Origin of the sequence: Nocardia sp. NPDC058176 (assembly GCF_042883805.1) — a bacterium.
GTDB lineage: Bacteria > Actinomycetota > Actinomycetes > Mycobacteriales > Mycobacteriaceae > Nocardia.
In genome coordinates, this window is record NZ_JBHVVA010000001.1 from 562,366 (window position 1) to 584,129 (window position 21,764).

Annotated in this window: 20 protein-coding genes; 10 read left to right on the forward strand and 10 right to left on the reverse strand. The window is 69.4% G+C overall.

The window, feature by feature from the left end; genetic code table 11:
* Positions 1–50: 50 nt before the first annotated feature.
* Together ACFVVM_RS02675 and ACFVVM_RS02680 are read left to right on the forward strand one after the other, a co-directional pair.
* Positions 51–1,385, forward strand: coding sequence for a PucR family transcriptional regulator (locus ACFVVM_RS02675; RefSeq protein ID WP_387612300.1), 1,335 nt, complete (start codon positions 51–53; stop codon positions 1,383–1,385).
* 30 nt (positions 1,386–1,415) lie between these two features.
* On the forward strand, positions 1,416–2,474 hold the full coding sequence (locus ACFVVM_RS02680) for an alpha/beta hydrolase (RefSeq protein WP_387612301.1): 1,059 nt from the start codon (positions 1,416–1,418) through the stop codon (positions 2,472–2,474).
* 3 nt (positions 2,475–2,477) lie between these two features.
* Here ACFVVM_RS02680 and ACFVVM_RS02685 read toward each other — a convergent pair whose 3' ends face one another.
* Positions 2,478–4,022, reverse strand: coding sequence for an ArnT family glycosyltransferase (locus ACFVVM_RS02685; protein WP_387612303.1), 1,545 nt, complete (start codon positions 4,020–4,022; stop codon positions 2,478–2,480).
* 188 nt (positions 4,023–4,210) lie between these two features.
* Between ACFVVM_RS02685 and ACFVVM_RS02690 the strand changes: the two genes are divergently transcribed.
* Positions 4,211–4,768 (forward strand): NADAR family protein, encoded by a 558-nt coding sequence (locus ACFVVM_RS02690; protein ID WP_387612304.1) that lies wholly within the window; start codon positions 4,211–4,213, stop codon positions 4,766–4,768.
* A 35-nt stretch (positions 4,769–4,803) separates the two neighbouring features.
* Here ACFVVM_RS02690 and ACFVVM_RS02695 read toward each other — a convergent pair whose 3' ends face one another.
* The 3 genes from ACFVVM_RS02695 to ACFVVM_RS02705 all read right to left on the reverse strand — a co-directional run bounded on the left by ACFVVM_RS02695 (position 4,804) and on the right by ACFVVM_RS02705 (position 8,462).
* Complete coding sequence (locus ACFVVM_RS02695) at positions 4,804–5,418, reverse strand: methyltransferase family protein (RefSeq protein WP_387612306.1); 615 nt, start codon at positions 5,416–5,418, stop codon at positions 4,804–4,806.
* Positions 5,419–5,429: 11 nt separating this feature from the next.
* The gene (locus ACFVVM_RS02700) at positions 5,430–6,353 is read right to left on the reverse strand and encodes a cation diffusion facilitator family transporter (RefSeq protein WP_387612307.1); all 924 of its coding nucleotides are present in this window, start codon (positions 6,351–6,353) and stop codon (positions 5,430–5,432) included.
* Positions 6,354–6,479: 126 nt separating this feature from the next.
* Positions 6,480–8,462 carry a lipase family protein gene (locus tag ACFVVM_RS02705; protein ID WP_387612309.1) on the reverse strand — a complete coding sequence of 661 codons (1,983 nt, stop codon included), beginning with the start codon at positions 8,460–8,462 and terminating at the stop codon, positions 6,480–6,482.
* Positions 8,463–8,840: 378 nt separating this feature from the next.
* On the opposite strand from ACFVVM_RS02705, the gene ACFVVM_RS02710 reads away from it, so the two are divergent.
* Positions 8,841–9,341 (forward strand): DUF4189 domain-containing protein, encoded by a 501-nt coding sequence (locus tag ACFVVM_RS02710; protein ID WP_387612310.1) that lies wholly within the window; start codon positions 8,841–8,843, stop codon positions 9,339–9,341.
* A gap of 72 nt (positions 9,342–9,413) precedes the next feature.
* On the opposite strand, the gene ACFVVM_RS02715 is transcribed toward ACFVVM_RS02710, so the two are convergent.
* Genes ACFVVM_RS02715 through ACFVVM_RS02725 form a run of 3 tightly spaced genes read right to left on the reverse strand, consistent with a single transcriptional unit; the run spans position 9,414 to position 11,963 of the window.
* Entirely contained in the window at positions 9,414–10,076 is a 663-nt protein-coding gene (locus tag ACFVVM_RS02715; protein ID WP_387612312.1) for a methionine ABC transporter permease, read from the reverse strand.
* A 1-nt stretch (position 10,077) separates the two neighbouring features.
* A complete protein-coding gene (locus ACFVVM_RS02720; RefSeq protein WP_387612314.1) occupies positions 10,078–11,094 on the reverse strand; it encodes a methionine ABC transporter ATP-binding protein in 1,017 nt (338 codons plus the stop codon).
* Positions 11,091–11,963 carry a MetQ/NlpA family ABC transporter substrate-binding protein gene (locus ACFVVM_RS02725; RefSeq protein ID WP_387612316.1) on the reverse strand — a complete coding sequence of 291 codons (873 nt, stop codon included), beginning with the start codon at positions 11,961–11,963 and terminating at the stop codon, positions 11,091–11,093. The genes ACFVVM_RS02720 and ACFVVM_RS02725 overlap by 4 nt, the downstream gene beginning before the upstream one ends.
* Positions 11,964–12,094: 131 nt before the next feature.
* Between ACFVVM_RS02725 and ACFVVM_RS02730 the strand changes: the two genes are divergently transcribed.
* Positions 12,095–12,961, forward strand: coding sequence for a MetQ/NlpA family ABC transporter substrate-binding protein (locus tag ACFVVM_RS02730; RefSeq protein WP_387612318.1), 867 nt, complete (start codon positions 12,095–12,097; stop codon positions 12,959–12,961).
* A 9-nt stretch (positions 12,962–12,970) separates the two neighbouring features.
* Here ACFVVM_RS02730 and ACFVVM_RS02735 read toward each other — a convergent pair whose 3' ends face one another.
* Together ACFVVM_RS02735 and ACFVVM_RS02740 are read right to left on the reverse strand one after the other, a co-directional pair.
* Complete coding sequence (locus ACFVVM_RS02735; protein WP_387612320.1) at positions 12,971–13,510, reverse strand: GNAT family N-acetyltransferase; 540 nt, start codon at positions 13,508–13,510, stop codon at positions 12,971–12,973.
* 14 nt (positions 13,511–13,524) lie between these two features.
* Complete coding sequence (locus tag ACFVVM_RS02740) at positions 13,525–14,442, reverse strand: Ku protein (RefSeq protein WP_387612322.1); 918 nt, start codon at positions 14,440–14,442, stop codon at positions 13,525–13,527.
* Positions 14,443–14,552: 110 nt separating this feature from the next.
* On the opposite strand from ACFVVM_RS02740, the gene ACFVVM_RS02745 reads away from it, so the two are divergent.
* The 3 genes from ACFVVM_RS02745 to ACFVVM_RS02755 all read left to right on the forward strand — a co-directional run bounded on the left by ACFVVM_RS02745 (position 14,553) and on the right by ACFVVM_RS02755 (position 18,720).
* Positions 14,553–15,656, forward strand: coding sequence for a lycopene cyclase family protein (locus ACFVVM_RS02745; RefSeq protein WP_387612324.1), 1,104 nt, complete (start codon positions 14,553–14,555; stop codon positions 15,654–15,656).
* A 152-nt stretch (positions 15,657–15,808) separates the two neighbouring features.
* Positions 15,809–18,178 carry an MMPL family transporter gene (locus tag ACFVVM_RS02750; RefSeq protein ID WP_387612325.1) on the forward strand — a complete coding sequence of 790 codons (2,370 nt, stop codon included), beginning with the start codon at positions 15,809–15,811 and terminating at the stop codon, positions 18,176–18,178.
* A gap of 227 nt (positions 18,179–18,405) precedes the next feature.
* Positions 18,406–18,720, forward strand: a complete 315-nt coding sequence (locus ACFVVM_RS02755) for a hypothetical protein (protein WP_387612327.1) — start codon at positions 18,406–18,408, stop codon at positions 18,718–18,720.
* Between the two features lie 63 nt (positions 18,721–18,783).
* Here the strand turns inward: ACFVVM_RS02755 and ACFVVM_RS02760 are convergent, their stop codons facing one another.
* Complete coding sequence (locus ACFVVM_RS02760) at positions 18,784–19,548, reverse strand: SDR family oxidoreductase (RefSeq protein ID WP_387612329.1); 765 nt, start codon at positions 19,546–19,548, stop codon at positions 18,784–18,786.
* A gap of 148 nt (positions 19,549–19,696) precedes the next feature.
* Between ACFVVM_RS02760 and ACFVVM_RS02765 the strand changes: the two genes are divergently transcribed.
* Positions 19,697–21,328, forward strand: coding sequence for an ABC-F family ATP-binding cassette domain-containing protein (locus tag ACFVVM_RS02765; RefSeq protein ID WP_387612331.1), 1,632 nt, complete (start codon positions 19,697–19,699; stop codon positions 21,326–21,328).
* 141 nt (positions 21,329–21,469) lie between these two features.
* Positions 21,470–21,742, forward strand: a complete 273-nt coding sequence (locus ACFVVM_RS02770) for a helix-turn-helix domain-containing protein (RefSeq protein ID WP_071928851.1) — start codon at positions 21,470–21,472, stop codon at positions 21,740–21,742.
* The last annotated feature ends 22 nt before the right edge of the window (positions 21,743–21,764 follow it).

A 21,764-nucleotide genomic window follows, 5' to 3' on the forward strand; every position in this document is an offset into this window, starting at 1 on the left:
AGCGGAACCACCGCCGGGTCGCCCGGTCGGTGTAGAAGGAGGAGTCGACGATGACGATCCCACTGGGCACTGCGACGATGTGGCAGCCCCTGCGTGATGTCCGAACGCTGACCGGCAGACTCGTCGGCCACTTCGTGGACAACGTGGCGACCTGCCGGACCCTGCCCGGCGACGCGATCTCCGGTGAGGTCACCACGGTGACCAGGATGTGCCTGGAAATCGTCGGCGGGATGCTGGACGGCCGCGACGAACAGGCGAAGCTGAACCGGCTCGCGAACGCGGCCGCGGCCTGGGCGCGCGAGGGCGTGCCGATCGATGCCATCCTGCAGGCCTTCCACGAGGGCTTCCGGCTGGGCTTCGACACGGTGTACGACGAGGTCGCCGACGAGGACCGCGCCAGCCTGCTGCACGGCTTCCGCCGGGTCATGGAGATCTCGGATCTGCTGTGTACCACGGTGACCCGCGCCTACATCCGCGAGCACCGGGAGATCGCGGGCGAACACCACACGGCCGTGCACACTCTCGTCTCGGCGCTGCTGGCCGGGCAGCCGACCATCACCATGGCGCGCGAGTGCGGCATCACCGTCGCCGACACGTATTCGGTGCTGGCCCTGTCGATCCGGGAACATCCCGACGAGCACGATCCGCGCCTGAACGCCTCGGTGGTCGCCCGGCGCAAGCTGCGCAGGGTGCAGGCGGCGCTGGCGCACCACTGTGGCGAGCAGGCGCTGTCGCTGCTCTCGGTCGACGGTGGCACCCTGCTGATTCCCGCCGAACTGCTGGCGGCCGCGGAACTCGACACGCTGATCGACTCGCTGGCGCGGGCGGCCCGGGTGGACCTGATGGCGGCGCTCGTGCCCGCGAGCACCGCGGAGATCCCCGACGCGGCCCAGCGCGCCCACGAGTTGCTCGACATGGTGGAGCGGCTCGACTGCGCGCCCGGGCTCTACCGCTTCGGCGATCTGGCCCTGGAATATCAGCTGACCCGGCCGGGTCCGGGCCGGGCGCGCCTGGGTGAACTGCTCACGCCGCTGGACAATCACCCCGAGCTGTACGAGACGCTGCGGGTGCACATCGCCAACAACATGAACCGTCAGCGCACCGCGCGGCTGCTGCACATCCACACCAATACCGTCGATTACCGGCTGCGCCGGGTCGCCCAGCTCACCGGGCTCGATCCGACCCAGGCCTCGGGGCTGTGGCAGTTGCGGTCGTCGATGATCGCGCGCAGTTTCCACAGCGGGCCGACGGTCGAACCGTCGACCGGTGCGCTGGCCACCGCCGGGCGGGCGAGTGTTGTGGGCGATCCCAGTGCCGTGCGGCGGGCGCGGTCGGATGCCCAGACCTGCGTCGGTCCCGACCTCGGTGGTGCCCGCTCGGCCTAGGTTCGGCCCCACGGCGACGACGGAGGCGTGATGTGGGGTTCGATGGTGCGGCGGCTGGCGCTCGCGACGGCGCTGGCCGTCGCGGGGGTACCGGTGGTCGTGGCGCAGGCGGCGCCGGAGACGGTGGCCGCCCGGGCGCTGGCGGCGGCCGAGCCCGCACCGGACGGATCACGGGCGGTGGCCGCGGTGGCGAACGGTCCGGGCCGGGTGATCGATCTGACCGTGTACTCGGCGGCGATGGGCCGCCCGATCACCGTCGCGGTGCTGCCCGCCGCCGATCCGGACGCCCCGGCGGGCGCGCTGTATCTGATCAACGGCGTGGACGGCGGCACCGACACCGCGGACTGGCGCGAAGGCAGCAACTGGCTCACCAAGACCGACGCCATCGACTTCTTCGGTACCGCGCAGGCGACGATCGTCATGCCGATCGGCGGTGCGGGCAGCTTCTACACCGACTGGCAGGCCGATGATCCGGTGACCGGACGGCACCGCTGGTTGAGCTTCCTGACCCAGGAGCTGCCGCCGATCATCGACTCGGCCTTCCACGGCACGGGCCGCGATGCGGTGGCGGGGCTGTCGATGGCGAGTTCGGCGGTGTTCCGGATGGCGCAGGAGGCGCCGCGGCGATTTCGCATGGTCGGCTCGTTCAGCGGCTGTGTGCGCACCAGCGATCCGGCCGGGCAGGCGATGGTGGCCTCGATCGTCACCGCGCGCCGAGGGAATCCGCTCAACATGTGGGGGCCGCCGGGGGATCCGGCGTGGGCGGCCAACGACCCGTTCCTTCATGCCGAGAAGCTGCGTGGAGTCCAGGTCTATGTGAGTACCGGGAACGGTCTGCCCGGGCCATTGGACACGTTGAGTGGTCCCGGCATCGCGCACAGTCCGGTGAAGCTGGCCGATCAGCTGCTGATCGGTGGCGTGCTCGACGGGATCACCGTGGTGTGTACGCGGATGCTGCGTGATCGGCTGGCGGAGTTGGCCATTCCGGCGACCTTCGACTTTCGGGTGGCGGGGACGCATTCGTGGGGGTACTGGGAGCGTGACATGCACGCGTTCTGGGAGCGGGCCGCCGGGCTGCTGACGCCGTAGGGGTCAGGTGGTGCCGTCGAACAGCGGCAGGGTGCGCAGGCTCGGCCAGGTGGTCGACCACGGTTGTCGCGTTGTCGCGCACCACCAGATGGTGACGTTGCGGTTGACGCCGGGATAGCCGAGGCGGTCGTCGATCCGGTGGATGGGGGTGCAGTGGGTGAGGACGCCGGACATGGTCTGGTGGGGGACCTGCAATCCGACGTAGAGGATCGCTGTCGTGTCGTCGTCGGGTGTGCCGAAATAGCCGTACCCACGGTTGGGGCTGAACACCGGGGGCAGCGCGCGATCGCGGCCGAGTGTCTCCAATGCTGCTGCCTGCCAATAGTTCTCGGTGACGATGGCGAGTCCGGATCGTTCCGCGGTGGGGATCCGGTGGGTCGCGGTGGTGACGCCGTCGATCAGCGCCGGCCAGCCGGTCGGGCCGAAGAGTTTGCTGCGCGTGTCGATCTGGTCGTAGCGATCGGTGGGTGTCCGGAGGAGATGGCCGGGCAGCGGGAGGACGAGCACAAGTGCCACGGCCAGCAGCGCCGAGCACGCGGTGAGTGCGGCACCGCCGCGGACGAGGGCCGGGCGCCAGGGCCGGTCGACGACGAAAACAGCACCGGCGGCGAACAATCCGGGCAGCGCGCCGACCACGAAGTACGGCCGCAATCCACCCGCGACCACGCCGACGAGCCCGACCACGACGATCGGTACCACGAACCGGTACGGCCGCAGCCGCTCGTCCCGTAACCCCGCCCAGATCCCGGCCAGGGCGAGCGCGCCGAGCGGCCCGGTCACCAGTACCACCTGCCAGGGCATCGTGACCAGGCCACCGCTGGTGGCGAGCTGCTCGGCCCGCACCACCGCGCCCATCGCCAGCTGCGGCCAGCCGTTGCGCTGCTGCCACACCACCGTCGGCACCGCCGCGACCACCAGGATCGCCGACCCGAACCACCAACCGCGCGAACGCAACAGCGCGCGCGGACCGAACACGGCCACCCCGACCGCCAGCCCCGCCCACACCATCGGCGCGAGCCACTTCACCTGGAAATCCACCGCGGCGAGCAGCCCGGCGACGACCAGCAGCCGATCGGCGCGGGTGCGCACCCAGCGGATGAACAACCAGCTGATCCCCGCGGTCAACGCCGCGTCCAGTGCGTAGGTCGAGGCCATCGCCGCCTGCATGACCGCCGCCGGCGTACACGCGTAGCAGACCGCGGCGATCGTCTGGGCCCGCGCCCCACCACCGAATTCCCTGGCGATGGCGGCAGCCAACACGATCGACGCCACCGTGGCCAGCAGCGCGGGCAGCCGCAGCAGTTCCCGCGACCCCGGCGCGAGCACATCGGCCAGCGCCGCCAGCAACGGCACCACCGGCCCCTGATCCGCATACCCGAATGCCAGCTGCCGCCCCGCGGCGATGAAATACAGTTCGTCGCCCCCGAATTCATACCGCCCGAGCCGACTCAGAAACAGCCCACCCGCCACCACGGCGACCACCCCGACAGCCCGCCAAGCGAACCGAACAGGGGCTCCGACAGCAGCGCTCTCGACGGTCTCCGGCATCACGCCACCTCCGCCGAAAGCCTAATTTCCACCCCACCGACCAGGCCCTTCTTCCACGCTGTCGGTTCTCCGAATCGGTGTCGTGGCTCCTGTGACCGATGCCAGTGCATCGGCGCTCACCCGAAATATCGTTCGCGCGAACCCTCTTCGATCACATATGGTTATTCTGACCAAAACAAGGAGGGGTGATGACAATCGAATCCGTCGAGGAGCTGCGCCGGGCGATCGCCGAGGGGGCCGCCCCGAAGTATCTGCCGTTCTGGGGACATGCCCCGCGTCGCGACGGCTCGATCGGGTCGAGCTGCCTGAGTCAGTGGTGGCCCGCGGCATTCGTGGTCGACGGTGTCACGTTCGCCGGTGCCGAGCACTACATGATGTGGCGCAAGGCATTGCTGTTCGACGACGAGGAGACGGCGGCTCGGATTCTCGAGACCGCGCATCCGAGTCAGGCCAAGAACCTCGGCCGAAAGATTCGGGACTTCGACGAAACCATCTGGGAACAGGCTCGATTCGAGATCGTGGTGGCGGGCAGCGTGGCCAAGTTCGGTCAGGACGAGGCGTTGCGGAGCTATCTGCTCGGCACCGGGACGCGGGTGCTCGTGGAAGCCAGTCCGGTGGATCGGATCTGGGGGATCGGGCTGGCGGCCGACGACGCGCGGGCGACCGATCCCGCGCGGTGGCGTGGGCTCAACCTGCTCGGCTTTGCCTTGATGCGCGCCAGGGCCGAGCTGGGCGTCGACGGGTAGGCAACCGCCACGGCGGCGAAGGTGCTGCCGCTGGCCTATGTCCTCGGTACCTGGCCGATGCCGGGGAGGAAGCGGCCGGTGGTGGCGAGGTAGGTGCGGTAGTCGGGGCCGTGGGTGTGGGTGAGGTAGGGCTCTTCGACGATGCGGATCTGGAGGTGGATCGTGGTGAGCAGCAGGGCGAATGCGGTGAGGGCGAGGGGGTTCGGGATGAGCAGGGTGATGCCGGCGGCGAAGATGAGCATGGCGGTGAAGATCGGGTTGCGGACGAGGCCGAAGACGCCGGTGCGGATCAGGGTGGTGGTTTCGGTGGGGTCGACGCCGATCCGCCAGGAATCGCCCATCTGGTTCTGCGCGTAGAGCGTGGCCGCGATGCCTGCGAGCGCCGCGATGACGCCGAGCGTTTGGATCGGGGTGGCGGTGAGGATCGTCAGGGGTGAGACGAGGCCGGTCAGTTGCAGGATCGGGGCTGCGACGCCGACGGCGATGGCGACGAGGAAGCCGACGCCGGCCAGCCATTCCAGCGAACCGGGTCGGCCGCTGATCCCGCGGAAGCCGGTGGATCCGGTGGCGCGGTGCTGGCGCCAGCTGCGCCAGCCGAAGCCGAGCGCGCCGAAGCTCAGGTAGAGGGCCAGTGCCCACCAAGCGGTCATCATCGTGTCCTTCACCAGGTCTGGTCGCGGCAGTGTTCGCTGTCGTCCTCGGGTTCGATCTGCAGGGTGGCGTGGCCGAGGTGGTAGGTCTCGGTGAGCAGGTGCTGGGCGGTGCGCAGGACCGCGTCGGGGTCGGTGTCGGGGTCGGTCACCAGGTGGGCGGTGGCGACCTCCATGCCCGGCGTCAGGGTCCACACGTGCAGATCGTGCACCTGGCGGACGCCGTCGAGGTCGCGCAGGGCTTGCTCGAGCTGGGCGAGGTCGAGTTCGGCGGGGGCGTGCTGGAACAGGATGCGCAGGGCCTGGCGGCCGAGGTTGAACGCGCGTGGCAGCACGAACAGGCCGATGGCGACGCCGATGGCCGGATCGGCGTAGCGCCAACCGAAGATCAGCGTGATCAGGCCGCTGGCCAGCACGCCGAGCGAGCCGAGCATGTCGGCCATGACCTCCAGGTACGCGCCACGAACATTGAGGCTCTCCTTGGCGCCTTCGCGCAGGAGCAGCATGCTGATCACATTCATCGCCAAGCCGACGAGCGCGACCAGCGCCACCGGCAGGCCGGGCACCTCCGGCGGGTCGGACAGGCGCCCGAACGCCTCGTAGAGCACCCAGCCCGCGACCGCGAACAGCAGGATCGCGTTGAACAGCGCGGCGAAGACCTCGGCGCGGTACATGCCGAACGAGCGGGACCCGCCGCGGGTGGCATGCCGGGCGATCAGGATCGCCAGCAGCGCCATGGCCACACCGAACACATCGGTGAACACGTGCGCGGAGTCCGACAGCAGCGCCAGCGACGAGGTCGAGAAGCCGACCGTCACCTGGGCGACGAAGGTGATCAGGCCCAGCACGATCACCACCGCGAGGCGCGTGGTGTACCTGTTCGACGCGCTGCCCTGCGCCGGGTTACTCGTGCCGTGACTGTGTCCTGCGCCCACTGGCGAACCTCCCTTGCCGCTGCGGTGATGTCACCGTCGAGACCGATACCGACATTCCGAATCGTAACATGCGCATGTGCGCATATGTAACCCTGTGGCGCCTGTGCGCCGGATGCGGGCGCGTCCTCAGCAGGTGGGAGTGGGTGCGGCCGCGTCCAGGCGCTGCGTCGTCCACTCGATGAGCTGGGGGATGAGCGGGGAATCGTCGGCGACGACGCCCATGTGGTCGCGACCGGGATAGACGCGGTAGTCCAGCTCCCAGTCCTCGCCACAGCGTGCCGCCGCGTAGGCGTCCTGGATCGTGGGTTCGACGAGCGGGTCGCTGCTACCTTGAGCGAGCAGGACCGGCACCGTCATCGGTCCGGTCGGGATGTTGGCGGTGAGCCGGTCGCCGAACGGGCCGGTGGTGGGGTCGGTGCGGAAGATCGAGTGATCGCGCGAGATCGACAGGGCCGACAGGACCGAGGCGAGGATGCCGGGTTCGGACAGGCATCGGGTCGACATCTCCCGCACCAGGGTTCGTGCCGCCGGGATGATGTAGGTGTCGAGGTCGACGTCGGGGTAGGTGTCGGCGTAGGCGGCCGCCACATAGGAGGCGAAGACGCTGCCGCCGGTGACGTCGGGCAGATGCCGGGTGAGGCCGATGATGTCGGCGGCCGGGGCCACCGCGGCGACCGCGCGCACCTCGACATCGGGGGCGTAGGTCGGCGCGAGCAGCCCCGCCCACAGCGCGGCGTGCCCACCCTGGGAATGACCCCAGACGACGGTCTGGTCGGACAGCTGGATCTCGCCGAGGCTGTGTGCCGCGCGCACGGCGTCGAGCACCGACCGGCCTTCGCCCTGCCCGATCAGATACGGCTGCGGCCCCGCGGTGCCCATCCCCGCGTAGTCGGTGGCGACCAGCGCCCACCCCTCGGCCAGCAATTGCTGCCGGGCGGGCAGCGCGCCCGCGGTGAGCGGGTCGTCGACCACGGTCGGCGCGCAGTGGCGGGCATAGCCCGTGGTGCCGTGCGCCCACGCGATGACCGGGCGCGGCGCCGGACTCGGCTGCTTCGGCACCATCACGAGTCCGCTGGCGAGGGTGGGTTCGTCGTCGTCGCGGGTGGTCGTGTAGAGGATGCGCCAGGCATCCGCGTCGGCGGGGATGCCGCGAGTGAACGGCTCGGCCCGCAGCAGAACTCCCGGCTCGGTGGGGACCTCGGCGGGCGCGTCGTAGAACGCGTCGACGGTGGGCGCGGCCTGTCGCACATGCGCACCGACGGCTGCCGCCGCGACCGCGACGGCCAGTGCGACCACCGCCACCGCCACCTTCCCGAACCGGGCAAGACCGCTCGGACCCGAGTGCTTCTCGCGCCGCCCGAGGCTCTCGGCGCCGAGTCGTGGCGCGGGTCCCGTTGCTCCGCGTTCCCGGCCGAACTCCTCGGTCGAGTCTCGCGACCCTGATCCTTCTGGGATATCTTCTCGGGTCCCGCCCGATGCTGGTCGTTCCGACTGTTCCTCGGCGCCGGTGGGTTCCCCGCTCCGGTCCGGCGCCGACGTGTCCCGCCCCGTTCGGAGCCGCGCGACCGCGTCGGATACCCCGTCGATGAGCAGTGCGACACCGAACACCAGGGTGCGCACGCCGAAGAGCAAAGCCACCGCGAGCAGGGTCAGGTCCAGCCAGCGCAGGGCGAGGACGCCGAGCACGAGTTCGGCCACGGCGAAGATCCCCGCCGCCAACCGCTGGTCGACGCCACCGCGCACCGCCCGCACCAACCGGAGCGCACCGCCGACCAGCAGGGCGATGCCGAAGGCGGGTGCCAGCAATTCGATCGACTCCGCGAGCCAGACCAGCACGACCAGGCCGAACCCGATCCACAGCACACCGAGCACCACGCCGGTGCGCGGTGTCGCCGAGCGCCTGGCATCGAGCAGATCGGCCACGCCGGTGAGCACACATGCCACGCCGAGCACGACGGCGAGCAGTGTCACCGAGGTGAGTGGTCGGCCGACCAGCACGAGGCCGATGACGACGCAGGCCAGCCCGACGAGCACGGCAGCCCACCAGGGCAGTGCCGCGCGCAGATTCCGCGCTCCGAATCCGGTGCGCCGCCCAGCGGTCTCGTTCATCGGAACTCCTCACTGCGCGGCCGGTGCCCTCGCTGCCGCGAGCGCGGGAGATCGCATCGGGTTCGCGAATGACGATAGGCGAGCGCGGCCCGCGAAAGCCGCAGCCGCGCCCCGTGTCCGGCCGGTGCCGTGCGTCGTTCCGGCGGGGCGAATGTGTCGGTGGGGGTTGTTAATCTGGGGCGGACGAACGGTTCGGGAGGAAACGTTCGTCGCGACAACCGGAATTCGTTGTCGCCGACCCGGTGTCGGTGCCGTCGCGGATTCCGGTGAACCGTCGCCACGGCCATGCGGAGTAACTATTTCCGATCGGCCCGGCGCCGGTTCATGCTGGAACCGGCTTCGACCGCGAAGCCGCTTTTTCGATGGGGAGATTCACTGATGTCTGTTGTGGGCAAATATGCCCTGGGTGTGGCCGCGCTGTCCGCGGTGGCCGCGTTCACGGTCGTGACCGCCGGTCCGGCGGCCGCGGCCGAGAGTGGTGTGGCGATCGCGGAGGCGCCCGGCTACACCGCGGTCTCGCGCGATGGCGGCTTCGACGCCGCCGCCGGTGACCTCTACGGCGCGCTGGCGCTGTCGTCGAAGCAGGCCGTGGTCGCCTCGGCGGTCAACTACGGCAGCTGGGGTTCCGCGCGTGCCGCCGCACTGGCCGAGTGCGGCGTGTGGGACTGCCAGATCGTCGTCGAGTTCCGCAATGCCTGCGGCGCCGTCGCCCAGGGCGCGGACTACCGCTTCGGCTGGGCCTGGGACCACACCCTGCACGCCGCCGAGCGTTCCGCGGTCGACGTGCTCGGGATCAGCGCACCGCCGTTCCCGGACCCGGGCTCGGCCTCGCCGCGCGCGGCGAGCGTCATCCTGTCCGCCTGCACGGCGAACGTCTGATCCGCTCGACCGAAAACAGCAGGGGCACGGAACCGGTGACGGTCCGTGCCCCTGCTGTATGCCGTGCGTTTCCTAGCGACGCAGCACTTTTCGTGCCAGCCAGTTGCCGAAGAACTGCACACCCTGTACACCGGCGATGATGATCAGCACCGCGACCAGCGTGACTTCCCACTGGAACCGCTGATAGCCGTAGGTGATCGCGAAATCGCCCAGGCCACCACCGCCGACGGTGCCCGCCATCGCCGACATGTCGACGATCGCGATCACCACGAAGGTGTAGCCGAGGATCAACGGCCCCAGCGCCTCCGGGATCAGCAGCGTGAGAATGATCCGCAACGGTCCGGCACCGGCCGCCCGAGCCGCCTCGATCACGCCGGGATCGACGGTCACGAGATTCTGCTCCACGATCCGGGCGATGCCGAAGGTCGCCGCGACGATCATCACGAACAGCGCGGCCTCGGAGCCGATGGTCGTGCCGACCACCTCCAGGGTGACCGGACCCAGCGCGGCGAGCAGGATGATGAACGGAATCGGGCGCACGATGTTGACCAGCACATTGAGCACCAGATACACCGGCGCGTTGGCCAGCAGCCCGCCCTTGCGGGTCGTGTAGAGCGCCGTGCCCAGCGCCAGTCCGAGCACGCCCGCGACGACGAAGGTCACGCCCACCAGATAGATGGTGGTGCCGATCGCCTCGAACAGGATGGGGCGCAGTCTTTCCCAGTTGGCGTCCATCTCAGCCCGCCTTCCGTGCCAGCTCGGCGACCACCCGGTCCAGTGCGGCATCGGGGCCGTACAGAGCGAGGGTGAGGGAACCGAAGGTCTTGTCCTGCAGGGTGCTCACGCCGCCGTAGACGATCTCGAAGCGCACGTCGGCGGCGGTGGCGGCGGCCAGGGCCGCGCCGATGCCGGTCTGGTCGTCGACATCGACGGTCACGAGCCGGCCGCCGTGCAGGGCCCGCAAGCGGTCCAGCTCGGTCGGATCGGGCCGGTTGTGCAACACGGTCGCCACGAACGACCGGGTCGGCGGGGCCTGCGGATCGGCGAAGACGTCGAAGGTGGGCGCCAATTCGACGATCTTGCCCTCGGCGAGTACCGCCACCCGGTCGGCGACCGCGCGGATCACATCCATCTCGTGGGTGATCACCACGATGGTCACCCCGAGTTCGGTGTTGATCTTCTTGAGCAGCCGCAGCACCTCACCGGTGGTCTCCGGGTCCAACGCCGAGGTGGCCTCGTCGGCCAGCAGCAGCGAGGGCGAGGTGGCCAGCGCCCGCGCGATGCCGACGCGCTGCTTCTGCCCGCCGGAGAGCTGATCGGGATAGGCGCGTGCCTTCTCGCTCAGGCCGACGAACTCGAGCAGCTCGGCGACGCGCGCCTTGCGCTCGGCTCGCTTCCAGCCTGCCACTTTGAGCGGGTACTCGACATTGCCCGCGACCGTGCGTGACCGGAAGAGGTTGAACTGCTGGAACACCATCCCGATGTCGCGGCGCAGCTTGCGCACCGCCGACTCCGGCACCCCGGTGATGGGGGTGCCGGAGATCGTGACCGTGCCCGAGGTGGGCTTCTCCAGCGCGTTGATCAGCCGCACCAGGGTGGACTTGCCCGCCCCGGAATAGCCGATCACACCGAAGATCTCGCCCTGCTCGATCCGCAGGTCGATCTCGTCGATCGCGACGTGACGATCGGCACCGGAGCCGAAGACCTTGGTGACCGAGGTGAATTCGACCGCCGCGGGGTGCTTCGAACTCACTTGTTCGCGCGGATGCCCTGCTGCACCCGGTCGAGGATCTGTTCGAGCTCGGCGGCCGGACGCGTCACGTCGACGGAGGTGTTCTTGGTGATCTTGTCGTGGGCGGCCACCACCTCGGGGTCCTTCCAGATCTCGACCAGCTTCAGGTAGGTCGGATCGGACTTGTCCTCGGCGCGGGTGACGATCACGTTGATGTACGGCTCGGCGGCCGGGTCCTTCGGATCGTCCTTGAACAGCGCCGAATTCGGGTCGACGCCGGAGCGCTCGAGGAAGGTGTTGTTGATGACCGAACCGTCGACCGAGGGCAGCGACAGCGCGGTCTGCGCGGCGTCGACCGGGGTGACGGTGACCTTGGAGGCCGCCTTGTCGATGTCGGCGGGCGAGGGCTGAGCGGAGTCGCCCACCAGCTTCAGCAGCCCGGCGGACTGCAGCACGAACAGCGCGCGGGCCTGGTTGGTCGGATCGTTGGGGATCGCGATCTCGCCGCCCTGCGGGATGTCGGCCAGCGCCGTGTGCTTCTTGGAGTAGAGGCCGAGCGGCACGATGTAGGTGGAGCCGATCGGGGTCAGCGTGTCGTTGCTGGCCACGTTGTACTGGCCAAGGAACTGCAGGTGCTGGAAGAGGTTGACGTCGATCTGCTTCTGCGCCAGCGCCGCGTTGGGCTGCTGGTAGTCGGAGAAGTTGGTGATCTTCAGGGTGATGCCCTGCTCCTTGGCCTTGTCCTCGAACACCTCCCACGCCTCGTTCTGATCGGTGGTGCCGATGCGCACGACGGTGCCGGAATCGGAGTCGTCCGAACCGCACGCCGCGAGGGTGATGGCCGCGGTTGCTACCAGGACCGGGATCGCCAGTACCCGACGGAATGTCACTTGTACTCCTGAGTTGCTCGCTGATGATGAACCCGGTCATCGAAGCTGTGGCCGGTACCCGCCGACAACGGTTGGAATTGCGGTGATCGAAACCCTCGCTAACAATTGGACGTCCGTCTAAATTGCGGACAATGCGAATCCTGCGCCGTCTTGCGGCGATTCCGGTCCTGGTCGCGGTGGCCGCGGGGGCGGTGTCCTGTGGTGAAGACCACCCCGCCGACGTGGTGCGCATCGGTGTGAACGACGTCGCCCAGCCGCACTGGGACGTGTACCAGCGCAAGGCCGCCGAGCAGGGCATCACCGTCGAATACGTCAACTTCGCCGACTACAACCAGCCCAATCCGGCGCTGGCCCAGAAGCGGGTCGATCTCAACAAGTTCCAGCACGTGCGATACCTGGCCAACTACAACGTGGCCAACAACGACACCCTGGTGCCGATCGGGGCCACCGAGATCTTCCCGCTCACCCTGTATTCGAAGAAGCACTCCGACATCGCCGAGATCCCCCAGGGCGGCACGATCACCCTCAGCAACAATCCCGCCCAGCAGGTGCGTCCGCTGCTCGGCCTGGCCGCCGCGGGCCTGATCGTGGTCAAGGGCGGGGCGAGCTGGGATTCCAAGATCGAGGACGTCGACACCGCCGCCTCGAAGGTGACGCTGACCGCCCTCGACCCGACCCTGACCGCGTCCTCGCTCGACAGCGTCGACGCCGCCTTCGTCGACGACACCTTCGCCGGGCCCGCCGGCCTGACCGAGGACCAGGTGATCTTCACCGACGACCCTGAGCGGCCCGAACTCAAGCAGTACATCAATGTCTTCGCCGCGCGCGAGGCCGACAAGGACAACCCGACCTACCTGAAACTGGCCCAGCTCTACCACGATCCCGAGGTCGTGGCGGCGGTGCAGGCCGAGACCGGTTACGCCGGGATCTTCAAGACCAACGACGCGGCCGACCTGCAGGCGACCCTGCGTGAGCTCGAGGCGAAGTTCCGCGAGTGACCCAGGTGCTCAGCGGCGCGGGTGGTCGACCGACAGGCGGCCGCGCCGGACCAGGTCGCGCTTGGTGATCGGCGGGAGCGTGGGCTCGGCGTCGTCGGGCTCGTCGGGATTCGCGCGCACGAGCAGGGTGACGGTGGCGGCGGGCACGAAACCGCTGCCCGTCATCAGGGCCGCCGAGGCGCTGTTGCGGTCCTCGACATCGGTGACGATGTGGCGGGCGCCGCGCGCGAACAGCGCTTCGGAGCACACGTTCACCAGGCGCCGGGCGATGCCGTGGCCCTGCATGTCGGGGGCGACCGCGATCCACTCCAGATAGCCCCAGTCGTCGCGATGCTCGAATTCCATCGACCCGAGCACGAAGCCGACCACCCGGTCGGAGTCCAGCGCCACCCAGCAGGCGTTGTCGGCGCTGTCGAGATGCTCGGCGACCGCGGTCAGCGACCACGACGTGTACGGCTTGATGGTCGTGTCGAACACCTGGTGGCCGAGGTCGAGGACTTGGCGCAGATGTCCCAAACCCATCGGCACGACAGCGATCGCGGGGTCCATGGGGCCAGTGTGCCCTACGCGCCCTTGCGGGTCGCGGTCCTACTCGCGGTGGATTTGCTGGCGGCCTTGCGCGGGGCCGCCTTCTTGGCCGCGGCCTTCTTCGCCGGCTTCTTCTTCGGTTCCGCGGCGGGCGCACCGCCCTCGCGGCGGCCGCTGGCCTCGAGGCTGCGCTGCAGGGCGGCGACCAGGTCGACCACCTCGGCGTCGGCCTGCTCGGCCGGTTCGGCGGCCTCGGCGCTGGTGACCTTGCCGGTGCCGCTGGCGATCGCCTCGTCGAGCAGTTTCTGCAATTCGATCTGGTACTCGTCGGTGTATTCGGTCGGGTCGAAATCGCCCGACATCGACTCGACCAGGGTCTCGGCCATCTTCAGTTCCTGCGGCCGTGGCGTCGGCGCGTCGTCGAGGACGGGGAAGTCCACGGCACGCACCTCGTCGGGCCACAGCAGCGTCTGCAGGACCAGCACGCCCTCGCGCACGCGCAACGCCGCCAGCCGGGTCTTCTGGCGCAGGGTGAAGTGCACCAGCGCGGTCTTGTCGATGCGTTCGAGGGTGGCCGCGAGCAGCTGGTAGGCCTTGGGCGTGGACGAGTCCGGTTCCAGGTAGTAGCTCTTGTCGAACAGGACGGGGTCGATCTGATCGGACGGCACGAACTCGAGCACCGGGATCTCGTGCTTCTCCGCGGCGGGGAGCTTGGCGAAATCGGCGTCGGTGAGCACGACCTGGTCACCGTCGGGGTCGACGTAGGCCTTGTCGATGTCGGCGTACTGGACGGATTTGCCGCACACCGTGCAGACGCGGTCGTATTTGATCCGGCCCCCGTCCTCGGCGTGGACCTGGTGGAACCGAATATCGTGGTCCTCGGTCGCGGTGTAGACCTTGACCGGGACGTTGACCAGCCCGAATGCGATCGAGCCCTTCCAGATCGATCTCATAGAGCCCATGATGGCCGAAGAATTGCCCGGGGGCGAGGGACCAATACCGAAACGGTGCCCGGCCGTGATGCGGTGGTGCTTGTGTTCGTGCCGTCTGGTCCAATCGACGGGTGCGCGCCGACCTGATCATCTGCGGACTCGGTCCCGCGGGCCGGGCGGTTGCCCATCGTGCGCTGGCCGACGGACAGTCGGTGACCGTGATCGACCCGCACCCGGATCGGGTGTGGACTCCCACCTACGCCGCCTGGGCCGATGAACTGCCGGACTGGCTCGACCCCGCCGCGGTCGCCGCGACCGTCGCCGCCCCGACGGCATGGGCGGTGCGTGAGCATCGCCTCGACCGCGCCTACCAGGTGCTCGACACCGCGGCGCTGCAACGTTCGCTGGCCCTCGACGGCGCGCGGGTGCTTGCCGATCGGGTCGTGACGGTGGACGGAGGAACGGTACGCACGGCGACCGGATCGGTGCACAGCGGACGGGTCATCGACGCCCGCGGACTGTCCCGCTCCCCGCGCCGGGCCGAACAGACCGCCTACGGCGTGATCCTCGGACGCGACCTGCTCGCCGACCACCCGACCCTGTTCATGGACTGGCGCCCCGACAACGGCGCCGCCCCCGAGGAGCCGCCCTCGTTCCTCTACGTCGTTCCCCTCGGCCCGGACACGGTGCTCTACGAGGAGACCTGCCTGGCCGGTCGCCCCGCGCTGTCCCCGGCGATGTTGCGGTGCAGGCTCGAACACCGATTGCGCGAACGTGACATCCCGCTGTCCGGCACCGAACCCGTTGAGCGCGTGCGCTTTCCGGTCCAGGGCGGAAAACCGGGTCGCGGCAGATTCGGCGCGGCGGGCGGGCTGACCCACCCCGCGACCGGCTACAGCGTCGCCACCTCGCTTCGCGCGGCCGACACCGTCGTCGCGGGCGCGCGGATGTGGACGCCCGACGCACGCGCCGTCGCCGCCCTGCGCCGCGCGGGATTGCGTTCGCTGCTCGCGCTCCCACCGCGCGACGTCGCGATCTTCTTCGACGCCTTCTTCGCCCTGCCCGTCCCACTCCAGCGCGCCTACCTGTCCGGACACGACGACCTGCGCGGCACCGTCGCGGCGATGCGCGCCCTGTTCACCGCCCTGCCGCCCCGCCTGCGCGGCACCCTCGTGACGGCGGTCCTCGGCCTCGGCGGCGCCGTCGGCCGAGGCCGGTCGGAAAGGTCGACCTGAGCGACGGCGCGAGCGCCACGGAGTTGCTACCATGCGCGGGCGAACACGCCGACCCGACAACAGGTTCGGGCGATGCGACGGACCGGCTCGGCCATGCCGGAGACCGCAGGTCTGGTGCGTGCCGCGATGTGGTGACGAGTGAGGAGATTCCGGTGTTCGAATTCACCGAGCGGCGCAGCCGCTGGGTGCTCGGCGTATTCGCGGTGCTGGCACTGGTGCTCGGCGCACTCAGCGCCTCGCTGTTCGATCGAGTGGATGGCGGCGGATACACCGACCAGGGCAGCGAATCGAGCCGGGCGCTCACCGTCCTGCGCGAGGAATTCGGCCAGGGCTCACCGAATCTGGTGCTGCTGGTGCAGACCGAGAGCTCGGTCGACGACCCCGAAGCCACCGCCGCGGCGACCGGACTGGTCGCCAACCTGCGCGAACGCGAAGGCATCACCGATGTGGTGTCGTACTGGACCACCCATCAGCCCGCGCTGCGCAGCGTCGACGGCAAACAGGGCCTGATCGTGGCCAGTGTGCTGGGCAGTGAACGCGAGATCGACCAGCGCGCCGCCGCCGTCGCCGACGAACTGTCCGGTGCCAACGGCAGCCTGCAGGTGCGCGTCGGCGGTTTCGCCATGCTCATGCACGAGACCGTGGAGCAGTCCAAGACCGACATCGCCAAGGGCGAGGCCATCGCGTTCCCGCTCACGCTGATCGCGCTGCTGTTCGTCTTCGGTGGCCTGGTCGCCGCGAGTCTGCCGCTGCTGGTCGCGATCGTCACCGTGCTGATGACGATGGGCGCGCTGTGGCTGCTCACGCTGTTCACGCCGCTCGCGGTCACCGCGGCGAACGTGGCCACCCTGCTCGGCCTCGGACTGGCCATCGACTACAGCCTGCTGATCGTCAACCGCTATCGCGAGGAGCTCGGCGCGGGTGTCACTCCGGCCAGGGCGGTGGCCGTCACGATGCGCACCGCGGGCCGCACGGTCGCCTTCTCGGCGCTCACCGTCGCGGTGGCGCTGGCCGGCCTGCTGTTCTTCCCGCTGCTGGCGATCCGCTCGATGGGCTACGCGGGCATCATCGTCGCGGGACTGGCCGCGCTGGTCTCGCTGACCGTGCTGCCCGCCACCCTGCTGCTGCTCGGTACCCGGATCGACAAGGGCCAGCTCGGCTGGTGGTTCCTGCGCGCGCCACGGCCCTCCCCGGGCGAGGGCACCTGGCACAAGCTGGCCACCGCGGTGATGCGCAAGCCGATCCCGATCGGGCTCACCGTGACGCTGTTGCTGCTGCTCCTGGGCGCACCGTTCCTCGGCGTGAAACTCGGCTTCCCCGACGAGCGGACCCTGCCCGCGTCGATGACCTCCCGCCAGGTCACCGAGATCGTGCACCGCGACTTCGGCGAGAGCGATCAGAACACCCTCGTCGCGGTCCTGCCCGAGAGCGCCTACAGCGCTTCGGGTCTGGACGCCATCGCCCGCGAGTTCTCCGATCTCGACCACGTGCGCCGGGTCGACACCGCCACCGGCAGCTACGCCCAGGGCGGTCTGCTCGCCGCGCCCACCGCGGCCAATGAACGCTTCCGCGCCGACCGGGCCGCCTACCTGTCGATCGTCCCGGCCACCACCGACAGTGCCGCGCTGACCGGACTCGTCGAGCAGGTGCGCGCGGTGGACGTCCCGAGCGAACTGCTCGTCGGCGGTGTCGCCGCGGCCAACGCCGATTCGCTCACCGCGATCTCCGACGCGCTGCCCTGGGCACTCGCCTTCGTGATCGTCCTGATGCTGATCGTGCTGTTCCTGCTCACCGGCAGCGTGGTGCTGCCCGTGCTGGCGGTGATCCTGAGCGCGCTCAGCCTGACCGCGACCTTCGGCGCGCTGGTGTGGATCTTCCAGAACGGGCACCTGTCCGGGCTGCTCGGCTTCACCGTCACCGGTGATCTGGCCGCCACCGTGCCGGTGATGCTGTTCGCCGCCGCCTTCGGCCTGGCGATGGACTACCAGGTGTTCCTGCTCTCGCGCATCCGCGAGGAGTACGACCGCACCGGCAAGAACGAGACCGCCGTCGCGCACGGGCTGGAACGGATCGGGCGCATCGTCACCGCCGCCGCGATCCTCATCTCCCTGGTCTTCCTCGGCTTCCTCGCCTCCGACATCACCTTCATGAAAGCCTTCGGCATCGGCCTGCCCCTCGCGGTCATCGTCGACGCCACCCTCGTCCGCGGCTTCCTCCTGCCCGCCGCGATGAAAATCCTCGGCGACGCCAACTGGTACGCCCCGGACTTCCTACGCCGCCTGCACGACCGCTTCGGCCTCGACGAGGGCGGCCCCCGATCCTCGAAACACGATGTACCGGTCCGTGATCCACTCGGCGTCACCGGCAGGCCCACCGAAGAAGTCACCGTGGTCGATCCACTCGCCCGCGCCGAAGCGGCCAGGGCCGAGGCCGCTCGGGAAGAAGCAGCGCGCGCCGACGAGGGCACACGGACCGAGGGCGATCTCGCCACCGCGACGGGTCGGCGGGACACCGCGGACTGACGGCAAGGCGGGACGGCCATCTGTGTCCGCGCGATTCGCAGGCTCATGGCTGGGTCGACATCGGTAGGTGCGACCCAGCCTGCCCAGGCAGCCGACGCCGAGCCAGGTATGCGCGTCATACGGAATCAAGGTCCGAGTGACCGGCTGCACGTGATTATGCGGGAGCGGCGACCCCCTTCTATGTTGAGCGCGTTCGACGTTCTCAGCGAAATAAGTGGGGGTCCCAGATGAACATCCGTGTGCGCGCGTCCTGGACACGCCGTGCTCTCGTGCTCGCCGTGGTGCCGGCGGCAGGCGCTCTCGCGTGCGCCGGCATCACCAATGCGGCGCCGCCTCGGCCCGGGGTCGCCATGATCCAGGTCGTGGAGGCGCAGCCGGTGTGTGACGACTCGGGTGAGCAGTCCGAAACGGTCCCGGGCGTGCAGCCGTTGTGCGGTGCTCCGGATGAACAGCCGGGAGTTGTTGTCATTCCTGGCATCCAGTCCGGCAGCGCCGTGCCGGGTGCGCAGCCGGGCATCACGCCGATCGACGCGGCTCGGTAGTCGAAAGAGGTTGGGCGGCAGCGACTGTTGGGTCGCTGCCGCCCAACGGCTCGGTCGAGGTCGTCAGATGCCGCCGGTGGCGAGGAGGCCGCCGTCGACGCGGATGCAGTCGCCGGTGATCCAGGCGGACTCGTCGGAGACGAGGAAGGCGATCAGGCGGGCCACGTCTTCGGGGACGCCGAGGCGCTTGAGGGGGTAGGGGTTGGCGGCGGCGGCTTCGTCGGCGGCGTAGAGGGCGTCGGCGAACTTGGTCTTCACGACGCCGGGGGCCACCGCGTTGACGCGGATGTTCGGGCCGAGTTGCCAGGCCAGTTCCTCGGTGAGGCGGATGAGCGCGGCCTTGGAGGCGCCGTAGGCGGAGATCACGCCCGAGGAGCGGATGCCGGCCACGCTGGCCACGTTGACGATCGCGCCGCCGTGCTCGGCCATCCAGGCCTTGTACGCCTGCTGGACATAACCCAGCGAGGCGACCACGTTCACGTCGAAGATCTTGCTGACCCCGCCCAGATCGGCCTCCATGAGCGAGCCGTACACCGGGTTGATGCCGGTGTTGTTGATCAGGATGTCGAGCGAACCGAACTCGGTGACCGCCCGGCTCACGGCCTCGGCGCGGGCGTCGGCATCACCGGCGTTACCGGCGATCGCACTCACCTGCCCCTTGTGCCCGAGGGCGCGCAACTCCTCGGCGGCGGCTTCCAGCGGCTCGGGTTTGCGGGCGGTGATCACGACGTTGGCGCCACGGCGGAGCAGTTCGGCGGCGGTCGCCAGGCCGATGCCGCGGCTGGCGCCGGTGACGAGGGCGGTCCGCCCGAGTAGATCGGTAGTCATGCGACGAGAGTAACCACGCTCACATCCGGCAGCGCCGGGTTCGGTCCGCAAACGCGGCGACGGTAAAATAAGTGGTTCTTGCCGCCACCGACGGTGCACGATGGATCGGCGCGGTGACCATCGAGGTACTTACACGAGGAGAAGCACTGTGATCACGGCGACCGACCTGGAGGTCCGGGCCGGAGTCCGCACCCTGCTCTCGGCCCCGGGGCCGATGCTGCGGGTGCAGTCCGGCGACCGGATCGGACTGGTCGGGCGCAACGGTGCGGGCAAGACCACCACCCTGCGCATCCTGGCAGGCGAGGGTGAGCCGTATGCCGGAAAGATCGTGCGCTCCACCGACATCGGCTATCTGCCGCAGGATCCCAAGGAGGGCGATCTCGACGTGATCGCCCGCGACCGGGTGCTGTCCGCGCGCGGCCTCGACACGCTGATCCGGGACATGGAGAAGCAGCAGCTGCGCATGGCCGAGGTCGCCGACGAGAACGAACGCGAGAAGGCGATCCGCAAGTACGGGCGCCTCGAGGACCAGTTCTCCTCCCTCGGCGGTTACGTCGCCGAGAGCGAGGCCGCCCGCATCTGCAACAGCCTCGGCCTGCCCGACCGGGCCCTCGGCCAGCAGCTGCGCACCCTTTCCGGCGGTCAGCGCCGCCGGATCGAGCTCGCCCGCATCCTGTTCTCGGCCTCCGACGGCAGTGGCGGGCGCTCGGACCGCATCCTGCTGCTCGACGAGCCGACGAACCACCTCGACGCCGACTCCATCACCTGGCTGCGCGGCTTCCTGCAGAACCACGACGGCGGCCTGATCGTGATCAGCCACGATGTGGAACTGCTCGACGCCGTGGTCAACAAGGTGTGGTTCCTCGACGCCGTGCGCGGTGAGCCCGATGTCTACAACATGGGCTGGAAGAAGTACCTCGACGCCCGCGCCACCGACGAGCAGCGTCGCGTGCGCGAGCGCGCCAACGCGGAGAAGAAGGCGGGCGCGCTGCGTCAGCAGGCCGCCAAGCTCGGCGCCAAGGCCACCAAAGCCGCTGCGGCACACCAGATGGTGCGTCGCGCCGAGCGCCTGATGTCCGAACTCGACGACGTGCGCGTGGCCGACAAGGTGGCCCGCATCCGCTTCCCCGAGCCCGCGCCGTGCAGCCGGACACCGCTCATGGTCAAGGACCTCACCAAGCTCTACGGTTCGCTCGAGATCTTCACCGGCGTCAACTTCGCCGTCGACAAGGGCAGCCGTGTGGTCGTCCTCGGACTCAACGGCGCGGGCAAGACGACCATGCTCAAACTGCTCGCCGGGGTCGAGACGCCGACCGCGGGCGGGGTCGAGCAGGGCCGCGGCCTCAAGGTCGGCTACTTCGCCCAGGAACACGACACCCTCGACGACCAGGCCACGGTCTGGGAGAACATCCGGCACGCGTCTCCGGACGCGGGGGAGCAGGAGCTGCGCAGCCTGCTCGGCGCCTTCATGTTCACCGGCCCGCAGCTCGAGCAGCCCGCGGGCACGCTGTCCGGTGGTGAGAAGACCCGGCTCGCGCTGGCGGGGCTGGTGTCGTCGTCGGCGAACGTGCTGCTGCTCGACGAGCCGACCAACAACCTCGACCCGATCTCGCGCGAGCAGGTCCTCGACGCGCTGCGCACCTACGCCGGCGCGGTGGTTCTGGTGACCCACGACCCGGGCGCGGCCGAGGCACTGAACCCGGAGCGGGTCATCCTGCTGCCCGACGGCACCGAGGACCACTGGTCCTCGGAGTACGCGGAATTGATCGATCTCGCCTGAATCCTGTGGTGATCTCGGCCTGATCCGGTGTGTCGCGAGGGAACTCGCTGTGTCGGGGTGATTTCGATCACTGTTCCCCGTTGATCACCGGGTGCGGAGTGTCTAGCCTGGAATGAGCTGCTCGGCGACTCGGAGGAAGCCATGAGCGACAGTGCCAGACAGGCCGCTAGGTCGGCCAAGGGTAAATCGACGATCGGCAAGGCCGCGCTGGGAAAGGGCACCCGGGTCACGGGCAAGTCCCGTGACCGGCTGCAGACCCAGTTGAAGAAGCAGTACGAGGCGGGCGCGAGCATTCGCTCCCTGGCCAGGTCCACCGGCCGCTCGTACGGCTTCATCCACAATGTGCTGGTCGAATCACACGTCGAACTGCGCGGGCGCGGTGGCGCCAACCGGCGCAAGAATCCAGCCGACTGAGTTTCTCGGCGGCTGGTGCCGC